Genomic DNA, 9,788 nt, shown 5'->3' with positions numbered 1-9,788 from the left:
TCTATACCTAGAAGGCCCTTATCTGCAAAGCGATTGCGCCATCGCCCAACTTTGTTAACATCAATATTCAGCTCTTTGGCAATTTTGTAGTTAGGGGTATTCTGGCTGGCCAGCAATAAAATCTTTGAACGCTCAACAAGCCTCACCGATGTCTTGCGGCTTTTTACGTATTTTTCCAGCTGCTTTCTATCTTTATCTGACAGTGTAATTTTGACCTGAGCGGGCATCTGACTAACTCCAGTTTGTAGGGAGAGCGCTCAAGAGTATATATCAGCAGTCAATTTAATACACTGCACTAGTTGCAAATGTACAGGACCACAGGGCGATCATTTGTGACTTACATTTTAGGTCAAGGTATAAATATGGCTGTTGATGTTAATGGGAAAAAAGTTGTAGTAGGTTCAAAAGTTAAAGTCCTTTATATAAACCCAAGAATTACTGAATTCTTACCAGAAGAAGAAGTGAGTGATATTAATTCTATGCTACATGATATTTTGGATGTATATGAGGTAAGTGATAACTTTGTGAAGGTGGAAAAGGTTTGGGGTCGTGGCGAGGGAAGAACAGAAAGTCACAGGCTAACTCTATCATCTGGTGAAATTGAGTTAGTGGGTAGTTAAGGAAAAAGCCCCAATTGTGTTTGCATTCTGACAAAGGCCCTGATGAGTAGGATACCGCCCCATGAGCCAGTGCAGGCCATCTATGTTCAGTGTTTTATGGTGATAGTGGAGAAGTATGGGTTGAAGTTCTCGCAGGAGGAGTCAACCCAGATTTTGCTCGGTCAGGAGCTTTGGTACCCTGAGAATGAATCCGCTGGATTCGTGATGCTTTTTTGGCGGTCCTTCCTCCATGTATGTGATGTGGTGGTCGCTGCTGACATAAAGTATTTCATTAATGGATGAGCACAAGATCGCTAAGCAAGCTCTGCGGGGAGGCTACCCCGCAGGCGCGTCTTTAGCCAGGGAGCGAACTCCTTATGGGTCACTCGCCCATCTGCCAGATCAATGATCCACTCGGCAATGTGTTTCTGGTCTGCATCCACGCCAATATCATTCTCTTCAAGAAAGCTGGGCATGGAAATCAGAGCCGTTCGCTTGCTGCCGTCGTTGAAGACGTGGCCTTTGGCTATGGCCTCGGTATATTGATCTATTTCGTAACCTGTTGGGCAGTCACTTACTAGGATGGTAGGGACGGTTACGATATGACAAAATTGCTGGCTAAATATACAGTTTTGCTGTCCCAAAAAGCACCTCCTATACACCAAAAATCAATGGGTTAGAGGAGATTTTACCCGACAGTCTGGGACAGTAGGGTGCGCCTAACCCATTGAAAATGTTGGAAAAATTCCACTATTAGTGGAAGTCTTTTAACCAATTGGTCGCTGGTTCGAATCCAGCACGACCCACCATTTCACGGGGCCTGTAGAGCATTCAGTTTTTACAGCTGTCCCACAAAACCCCAATTGTCCCGCACTCAGTCCGCAATTTCCGGGCGAAGCCAGTAATGACGCCGGGTTGTGGCGGTATCGGTGTGTCCCAAACGCCGTCTGGCCTGCTCCAAATCCACGGAATCCGTAGCCACCTTGGCGCGCAAGTTCTGCTCGGTAAACCTGGCCAGAATGACGCCCGCATCCAGGGCGCGATCAAGCCAACGGCGCCAGATACTGTTAAAGCCGCTGCACAATCCTTCTTCATTTATATAGGGCTCTCCCGCACGGGTGCAGAACAGATAGGCATTGGGCGGCGCCTGGATAGGGCGGGCAGCAATGGCCGCCTCCCAGGCCCACCAGCGGGCATCGGTCCATTGATACAGCGTTTCGCGGCCGGAGGACTCGGCTGTCTTGCTGTGCAGCATCCGCAGACCTTCGGGGCGCCGGTCGGAAAGGCGCAGGCGCAACAGGTCGCACTTGCGAATGCCGTAGGCCAGCTTTACACGGACATAGGCGCGGATAAAAGGCGAGGCATAGGACAGGGCGGCGGTAAGCTCGCATTATCAGCTTTGCGACCTTCAACAACAGCAACCATTGCAGCTCCAAAACCAACAAAGCCAAGTAGCATAACCGTGAGATAGAAAAGGAGCTTAGGGCTTTTAAAAACCTTGAGGCCAACGAGCGAGTCCCGGTGCTCCCCGGTTTCCGTGGATTTATAACGCTGCCAGATTCGGGGGTCGGCTTTGTACTCCTTCGCCTGGATGACGTGAGAAAGGGATTTTCCAGTGTTCTCTGGGTCATGCTTAACTTCCTTCCAGCAGGGTTTGATCTTCCAAGGAAGCACACCGGTCATATTGCGATGGCGGAATGCAAACTCGGTATTCATGCGCAGCTCTTTGTGCACCTTGCCGATATTGGGCGAGACCAGGAACACGTCCCAGTTGAAATGGCGGTGGCGCTCGAAAGCCTCCCACAAGGTGGTAGGGCGCTCGATGTGTCGGGTATTGCCTTCGGGGTCGGTCCAGGCGACGGGCTCTACAGAATCGCCGGGCCTGATAGTGACAGAGGCCGGATCAAAACCGCCGCGCCCTTCCCTATACAGGGTCTGGCATTCATCCAAAACCAGGAGCGCGGCAAACGGAGCCCAGTGGAACCAGCGGCGCAAATAGTCCTTGGCCTCTTCGTTGCCCTGCGTGTCGATATACAGCAGTTGGGCATCCTCGGGAATATCCACGCCCAGGGCGTCGCAGATACGGTCGATAGAATCAAAGCCCTTGATGTTGGTAATAACCATGCGCCCTTGCTGAAGCGCAGGGATAGCGAAGCGCTGGACAACGCCAAAACTCTTGAATGAACCATTGGGGCCGTGGTGGATAGCAATAGCCATTACCAGCCCACCATGGAAAGAATAAAGCGGGTGGTGGCGGCATTGAGCAAAAGGTTAATGCAATCGACCAGCCGGAAATAGTTAATGTATGCCAACGCCTTGGAGTCAACGCCCGCAAAGGCATTGTTGACCAACTGGCTCAACTGGAAAGAATCCACAATGGTAGAAGCAAAGCCCCAGGCCATCTCGGCCACACAAAGCAAATGGCGGTAAACCACCGTTGATGGTGGCTTAACGTCTACTTTTGGTTGCAGGTAAAAATGGGGAGATTACCTGACGGCTATGGACCATACAAATTTTTAAATACTGTTCCATCAGAAAATAGCCCAGGATTACTTCAGCCAAGTATTATTCTTAGAGCAGGATTCCACTTGGATTATAATTTACCAGAAGTGAATCAGACAAACACTTCCAATTATCATGGAGGTTGGTTTTCGGATGAGATTGCAGCTTTGGTATCGTTATATTTAGGAATTAGGATGAAAGCCGCAGATTCAACACGCAACTTTGATCATGGTGGCGATCCCATGGGTCGACCTAGAAATTTTAGAGTGCGAAGTGAACCTACAATCAGGCTCGACAGCAGAAGCTTAAAGTTACCTTATTCCATAGGTCATCGCTCTCTTGAGGATTTAGCACCATTAAAAATGCTTCCAAGGCTTCCCAACAGAGAAGCTATTGCTGTCATTAGAGCCGCCAGACTTTATCAGGATGCTTTATGGTGTAGTGATCAAGTATTTTTGGCCACCGTTTTTTGAGCATTCCAATATTTTTCTTCAGCCACATTCGGCGGCAAACCGTCGTTGTTCTGGTGTGGCCGTATCTGGCTATAGTAGCCGATGATGTAATCGTTGATCGCCTGCTTTACTGCCGGGAAGCTCGAGTAGCCAGTCTCCGGTACCCACTCCGTCTTCAAGCTCCTGAAGAAACGCTCTGTCGGCGCATTATCCCAGCAGTTCCCACGGCGACTTAGGCTCTGCTTCATCTGGTAGCGCCACAGCAATTGCCGAAACCCCAAGCTGGTGTACTGGCATCCTTGGTCTGAGTGAAACATTACACCTTCAGGCTCACTTCTCGATTCATAGGCCATCGTCAACGCCTTCTTTACTAGCGCCGTATCTGGTGATAGCGACAACGCCCAGCCAATGCCATTCCCTTGGCATCCAGGACTTGTTCGGTAAGGGATATCCAGGTGACACTTCACTGCTCCGAGCGACGTTCTTTTATGAACTGCCTTATGTAGACCTATATGTGCAAGGGTGTGCGGGGGCAAACTGCAAACCTGTCTTTACGCGGTTGGTTTTACCTGGTACAAGAACTTCTGTGCGAGCTAACAGTCTATGCGAAAATTTATGTAGCTGGTAGAGAGAGGCGCGTATAGTGTGATTTCTCTACGTGCACTAAACTTCTCCAAATTTTAACAATGACATGGCCATTTTATCAAATGGTGCCGATCAGTGATTCTGTCATATGAGCAGATTATGCGAGTGAATATTTTTCTTTACCTCAGCGAAGGAATGACCCCCTACAGAGAGGGGCACGGCGCAGAGGACATCATCGAAGACTGTTTATCGATTGCGAAGTCGCTTTGAAGATAAGAGCATTGAAGGGGTGCAGGAGTATGGCCGCAGTGAATGGCTAACAGTTATCGATATGGGCATTGTAGATCAAGTTTTGTTTTTGACAACAAAGCGCATATCAGAAGAAGCAATGCATTGGAGGATTGTAAGAATAGAGAAATATACAGCGGTGACGCTATGGCAGGCTCGGTAGATATGGAAACCCGTCGTTTATGCCCATATCGAATAAAAATATTCAGGATCAGTAGTAACCCTGAGTGCTTTGATAAGGTTGCAAGTATTATAATTTTAGGATAATTTTGTGCATATAAAACAAAATAGATTTGTTATAGGGTTGAACTACGTTCACGTATCTATGTCCACTTTATCCTTTCCGTGCATTTTGGTTGAATGGGGCAGAAGGGTAGTTTGTTCGACTGGAGTGCAAAATGCTACACAGAAGAGTATTCATCAATGTTTCAGAGCTGAATTCTGAGATGGAACACTGTATCAAGGCGCATAACGCTGAAAGTGCAACCATTTAACCGAAAAAACCCTACCAGCCAGATCCTGGTTCGGTAGGGCGTATAAAGCAACCTTCACAGAATTAGCCACATGAACCACCAGGAGACTTAAAATGGGCGACACTGTTATTACCGATAGCTTGCTGGAATCTAAAAAAAAATATTTGGAAGATTCAGAGAATAATTTAGCGTATCTTTTTCCTACCTTTTACCAAGAATTGAAGTGTTTAGCTCACAGTCAATTGAAAAAAGCCTGGTCCATCGAGACCATGCAGACGACTGCTTTATTACACGAAACCTACCTTAAGCTAAACGAGAGTTACCCGCATATCCGTGTGAGCAATAAGCAACATTTCTTTTGTCTATGTGCTAAGGCTATGAGACATGTCCTGATCAATTATGCTGAGCAAAAGCAGACTCAGAAGCGCGGTGGAGATGTGGTCCGGGTTGCTTATACAGAGGAATTATACGAGCCTGATATGTATACCAGCCATAGTCTTGATACGCTACTGGCGATCAACGAGGTGCTGGAGAAACTCAGAAAAATCGATGAAAAACTAACCGAATTGGTGGAATTGCGTTTTTTTGCCGGATTTACAGAGGCAGAATTAGCACAAATATATCATGTAAGTGAGCGCACTATCAGAAGGCATTGGAAAAAAGCTAAAGCCTTATTGGTATTGACATTGGAATCCTAAGATTTTACCACCTCTAGTTAATTGTTACTTTACTTCAAAGAATTCAAAGCTTGACTATGAAAATTACCAAGGAAAGCTGGGAAAGAATACAGGCTATTTTTAGCCAGGTTCTACAGCAGCCAGAAGAAAATCGCCATACTTTTATTCAACAGGTCTGTGGAAAAGACAGACAATTATGCCGAGAAGTTGAGCTTCTACTGGAAGCAGAGTGCAATGCGCCCACATTTCTCAAAACGTTCGTGCCAAAAGTTAATGCAATTCAAGTTTCATTGCCACTGATTAAAACGGGTGATCGCCTGGGTGCCTATAAGCTCTGTGAAGAAATTGGACGCGGTGGTATGGGCGTAGTATATCGGGCAGAGAGGGAAGAAGGTAATTTCAAACAGGAGGTGGCAATCAAATTGCTTTGTGCGGAGATGGGCGAAGGAAAAATGGGTCTTGAGCGATTCCAGCTTGAGCAGCAAACCCTAGCGTCCCTCAATCACCCAAATATCGTTCAGATGTTCGATGGCGGTGTTACAGAATACCAGCAGCCATACATCATTATGGAGTTTGTCCGCGGTGTAGATATTAATCGCTATTGTGACGAACATGCTTTGGATCTGCGGGCGCGTTTATCTCTTATCTTACAGATTGCTGATGTCTTGAGTTTTGCACATGGCAACCTGATTGTACATCGGGATATCAAGCCTTCCAATATTCTGATTAATAGCGAAGGGCAGGTAAAATTATTAGATTTTGGCATTGCCAAATTTATTTCAAGAGAGCTGGGAAAGGGATTGACGCAGAATGGTGAATTCGTAATGACGCCAGGATTTGCCGCACCAGAACAAATTAAAAAGAAGCATGTTACTATTAGTATCGATATTTACCAGTTGGGCTTGGTGCTCTACGAGCTGATAACCGGGCATAAAGCTTACAGTGACCAGGCAGGATCGCTGTATGAGTTAGCACAGATAATGTGCGAAGGTTGCCCTACATTACCCAGTGAAATAGCAAATAAGAATTTACAAAGAGGCGCTTTTCCAAGTAAAAAACTTCGTGGTGATCTGGATGCGATTGTGCTAAAAGCTCTGCGTGCAGAACCAGAACATAGATACAGCTCAATGCGGGAGTTTGCTACTGATATTCAAGCCCACTTGGACGGAAATTTGGTTTATGCACGCCAGGGGAGTTTCCGCTATCGAGTACATAACCGCATTCGCAGGCACTGGCGGGCGCTGTTTATATCTGTGTCTTTTCTATGTATTATAATGGCATACACAATAACGGTAACCATTCAATCACGTAGCGTTCAGCGGGCGTTAGAGAGAAGTGTATTTGAGGCACAGAAGGCCCAGCAGGTATCCGATTTTTTAATCAATATATTTAAACACTCAGACCCGAATGTTTCTGGATTAGATAAAATCAGTGCTCAGCAATTGTTGGAAAATGGTCAAGAGAAAATTCATGCAAGTCTCAAAAAAGCACCGGCAATTCGTAGCCATATGCTGGGCGTTTTAGGGACAATTTATTATAGTCAAGGGGTATACAATAAAAGCGAGGAGCTGCTAAGGCAGGCTTTGGAACAACAGCGCAAGCTGACTAAAAATGATTCACTAAAACTTGCCGATACAATGACCAAATTGGCTATTAACCTGAGTTCTATGAATCAGTATGAGGAATCAGAACAACTATTACAAGAAAGTCTTGCTATTTATCAGAATAGTAGGCGGAAATCTGTGCTCGAAAGTAACAAAGTTAACCAAGCAGAAACTCTCAATGCATTTGCCAATCTATTTCAGAAGCGGGGAGATTTTGAAAAAGCGGGATTCTATTTTAAGAAGGCAATAGATTTAGTAGAGGAAATTCCTGGAGGACAGAATGAAATGGCCGTTGCTTTCAATGGACTAGGTAATATTCATTACTATCAGGGGCGTTTTGAGGAAGCCACGGCACATATGCGAAAAGTAATACGCATTCAAAAAATCATCCACGGTGAAAAACACTCATATTATACTATAGCCTTAAACAACCTGGCCACGATGCTTACGGACTTGGAGCGCTTTGAGGAGGCCGCTGAGCTCAGTAGGCAGGCTTTGTCTATTCAGCAGCACATATTGAGCGCCGATCATCCATATGTAGGTGATTCGTTGCGGGCCTTGGGTGTATTGTCTCATCGAAAAGGAGACTTCGAAACTGCAGTAATCTATTTGCAACAGGCCTTGCGTGTCAAGCGCTCACAAAACCAACAAATTAATATCAGAATCGCTTTTGTCTTGCTTTGGTTGGGTGCCGTTTTGCAAGATAAAGGCGAACTTGATGCCGCTGATCGACATTATAAAGAAATGATAGAAATTTTCCGGAAGTTGAAAGTAGCAGACAAAATTATGGGCCGAGGATTGTGCCAGCCTGCTTCTTTGGCGATGGCAAAAGGAGATTGGGGAACGGCCGGACAGCTTTATACCAGGGCTCTCGATTTATTGCCCGAAACCGGAGTGCGTACCTCTATAGCCCAGCTCGGCCTGGCCAGAGTGCTGCTAGCCGAAAATAAAGAATTATACAGAGCAGAAGCGCTAGCTAAGGCAGCTTTGACCAGCAGACAAGCAAAATTTACTATCGGCCATAGTATGATTGCTGAAGCCGAAGCGGTGCTTGGACTAATCCAAGCAGCATACACTCCCACTACGGCAATACTCCGATTAGAGTCTGCTGATACTATATTGCAATCTCACCCTTTGTTTTTAAAGCGTCATAGTATGCACAACCTTGCTAAGCAAGTTAAAAAGGCACTGAAACATTTAAACAATCATAGCGAAATTCTGGAGGAAACAACAGGTGTGCCCGTGAGCACACTATAACTTTCAGTTGATTTCGACATGTTTGGTAAGGGGAAGTTCTATTTCCTCCGGGAAAACTTACAGTGGATCAGTTCTTTCTGGAGGACCCAGTGCTTGGCAGAGAAACACCGGCCTATAGGTTAAAAATAATTCTCCAGTTCTATTATGCGAGGGATATTTCCCAACTATAACTTGAGATGGTTCTGGGCAACCGATATAGCCAGGGACTAACCACAATTTATCACTCTGCGAGTTATTGCAACTGAAATACGTACTTCCACAAGAGACAACTGAGTGGCTTGGTAAACAAAATCCTCCTTGATCATAGCGCTGCCAAAATTCCGGGCACGCTCCCTCAGGTGCTTCTACTGGCGGATTGGGGCTTAGCAAATCCTGTAGATTTACACATTCCCTTATTCCCGGCGGACGGAAAAACTCCTGATTACATTCTTCACTATTATAAACTGGCAACACTATCTCTGAGTCATCATGATCTGTACTGAATGCTGCAGTATTACCTAAAGAAAAAACAAGGATAAAAATTAGTGAGATAATAGACCTTTCTGTGTACTGTTTCATATCGTTTATCCTAGATAAATAAGGTGTAAGTTATTTGTTCATATTGTTGATGTTAGCAATTCGTATGGTTCACAGCCCTTACACAATTTAAATCTTTAAACAAAATTTGATGGTAAGGTTTGTGTATGGGTCACAAAACTTGTTGATAAGTTGGCTATAAGTAATCTCGCAATACTGGCGAGTATTCGTGTAATAATATTTGTCAAAGTATCAATTCCCTATATGCTCTGAATGGGATAGGCGCTGATCATCATGTTTCCAATCCCATTATTTTAAAACAGAATCTAGTAAAAAAACCGGACAAATTTCTCGATCTTTTTAATCTGTTTTCTTTCTGCCAGAATTTGCTGGAGTATTTTTCGGGGCACTACCGCTGCATCGGAAGTATCAAATTTTGTGACGGTCGTAGGATTTTCTGAGCCACCCATTGTATTCAATTTTCAGGTATAGCATTAGATCTGTACATATGGAGCCTGTACGGGTGTACCTAGCAGGTTTCTAAAAAGGCTTACTTTGTTTTCTTAGCCTAGGAAGGCCGCGCACCTTCTACAAAAAATCAAGCAGCCATACGCTTGACTGTCAGATCCAAGATCTCTATTTGGGATATCAGGCTACTGACAAAGTATTTTTCAGCAGCCTGGTAACACATCGCGGATTCAACCTTGAAGTGCATACCATTTATGCGGCTTGTGCCGCCAAGTAATTATCCATTAAATCTTCTGGTGTTTCAAAGCCTAATGTTTTCCTTGGGCGGTTATTTAAATCGCATACCACTGCATCAACCTCCCCCTGA

General features: G+C 45.2%; 10 protein-coding genes and 1 pseudogene. 4 read left to right on the top strand and 7 right to left on the bottom strand.

Features of this window, described 5'->3' with window-relative positions; translation table 11 throughout:
- On the bottom strand, nt 1–227 hold a 227-nt coding region (locus ACL7TT_RS20050; RefSeq protein ID WP_413397966.1), incomplete at its 3' end, for a helix-turn-helix domain-containing protein.
- 105 nt (nt 228–332) lie between these two features.
- Here ACL7TT_RS20050 and ACL7TT_RS20045 point away from each other — a divergent pair.
- A complete protein-coding gene (locus ACL7TT_RS20045; RefSeq protein WP_413397965.1) occupies nt 333–620 on the top strand; it encodes a hypothetical protein in 288 nt (95 codons plus the stop codon).
- Between the two features lie 293 nt (nt 621–913).
- Here the strand turns inward: ACL7TT_RS20045 and ACL7TT_RS20040 are convergent, their stop codons facing one another.
- The 4 genes from ACL7TT_RS20040 to ACL7TT_RS20025 all read right to left on the bottom strand — a co-directional run bounded on the left by ACL7TT_RS20040 (nt 914) and on the right by ACL7TT_RS20025 (nt 3,001).
- Nucleotides 914–1,243 carry a type II toxin-antitoxin system death-on-curing family toxin gene (locus tag ACL7TT_RS20040; RefSeq protein WP_413397964.1) on the bottom strand — a complete coding sequence of 110 codons (330 nt, stop codon included), beginning with the start codon at nt 1,241–1,243 and terminating at the stop codon, nt 914–916.
- Between the two features lie 230 nt (nt 1,244–1,473).
- On the bottom strand, nt 1,474–1,896 hold the full coding sequence (locus ACL7TT_RS20035; protein ID WP_413397963.1) for a site-specific integrase: 423 nt from the start codon (nt 1,894–1,896) through the stop codon (nt 1,474–1,476).
- A 32-nt stretch (nt 1,897–1,928) separates the two neighbouring features.
- Nucleotides 1,929–2,816: a zonular occludens toxin family protein gene (locus ACL7TT_RS20030; protein WP_413397962.1), complete on the bottom strand. Its 888-nt coding sequence runs from the start codon at nt 2,814–2,816 to the stop codon at nt 1,929–1,931.
- On the bottom strand, nt 2,816–3,001 hold the full coding sequence (locus ACL7TT_RS20025; protein ID WP_413397961.1) for a DUF2523 family protein: 186 nt from the start codon (nt 2,999–3,001) through the stop codon (nt 2,816–2,818). Before ACL7TT_RS20025 ends, ACL7TT_RS20030 begins: the two co-directional genes overlap by 1 nt.
- Nucleotides 3,002–3,076: 75 nt before the next feature.
- Here ACL7TT_RS20025 and ACL7TT_RS20020 point away from each other — a divergent pair, with 75 nt between their 5' ends.
- On the top strand, nt 3,077–3,574 hold the full coding sequence (locus ACL7TT_RS20020; RefSeq protein ID WP_413397960.1) for a hypothetical protein: 498 nt from the start codon (nt 3,077–3,079) through the stop codon (nt 3,572–3,574).
- Here ACL7TT_RS20020 and ACL7TT_RS20015 read toward each other — a convergent pair.
- Nucleotides 3,547–3,963 (bottom strand): annotated as a pseudogene (locus tag ACL7TT_RS20015) (DDE-type integrase/transposase/recombinase); the annotation flags it as partial. The gene ACL7TT_RS20020 and the pseudogene ACL7TT_RS20015 overlap by 28 nt on opposite strands.
- A gap of 1,049 nt (nt 3,964–5,012) precedes the next feature.
- Here ACL7TT_RS20015 and ACL7TT_RS20010 point away from each other — a divergent pair.
- Both ACL7TT_RS20010 and ACL7TT_RS20005 read left to right on the top strand, forming a co-directional pair.
- A complete protein-coding gene (locus tag ACL7TT_RS20010) occupies nt 5,013–5,597 on the top strand; it encodes an ECF-type sigma factor (protein WP_413397959.1) in 585 nt (194 codons plus the stop codon).
- A gap of 56 nt (nt 5,598–5,653) precedes the next feature.
- On the top strand, nt 5,654–8,437 hold the full coding sequence (locus ACL7TT_RS20005; RefSeq protein ID WP_413397958.1) for a tetratricopeptide repeat protein: 2,784 nt from the start codon (nt 5,654–5,656) through the stop codon (nt 8,435–8,437).
- A gap of 57 nt (nt 8,438–8,494) precedes the next feature.
- Here the strand turns inward: ACL7TT_RS20005 and ACL7TT_RS20000 are convergent, their stop codons facing one another.
- Complete coding sequence (locus ACL7TT_RS20000) at nt 8,495–8,995, bottom strand: hypothetical protein (RefSeq protein ID WP_413397957.1); 501 nt, start codon at nt 8,993–8,995, stop codon at nt 8,495–8,497.
- Nucleotides 8,996–9,788 lie beyond the last annotated feature (793 nt).

This window comes from Microbulbifer jejuensis (assembly GCF_047289955.1).
Taxonomy (GTDB): domain Bacteria; phylum Pseudomonadota; class Gammaproteobacteria; order Pseudomonadales; family Cellvibrionaceae; genus Microbulbifer.
This window is presented reverse-complemented; position numbering and strand designations above follow the sequence as displayed.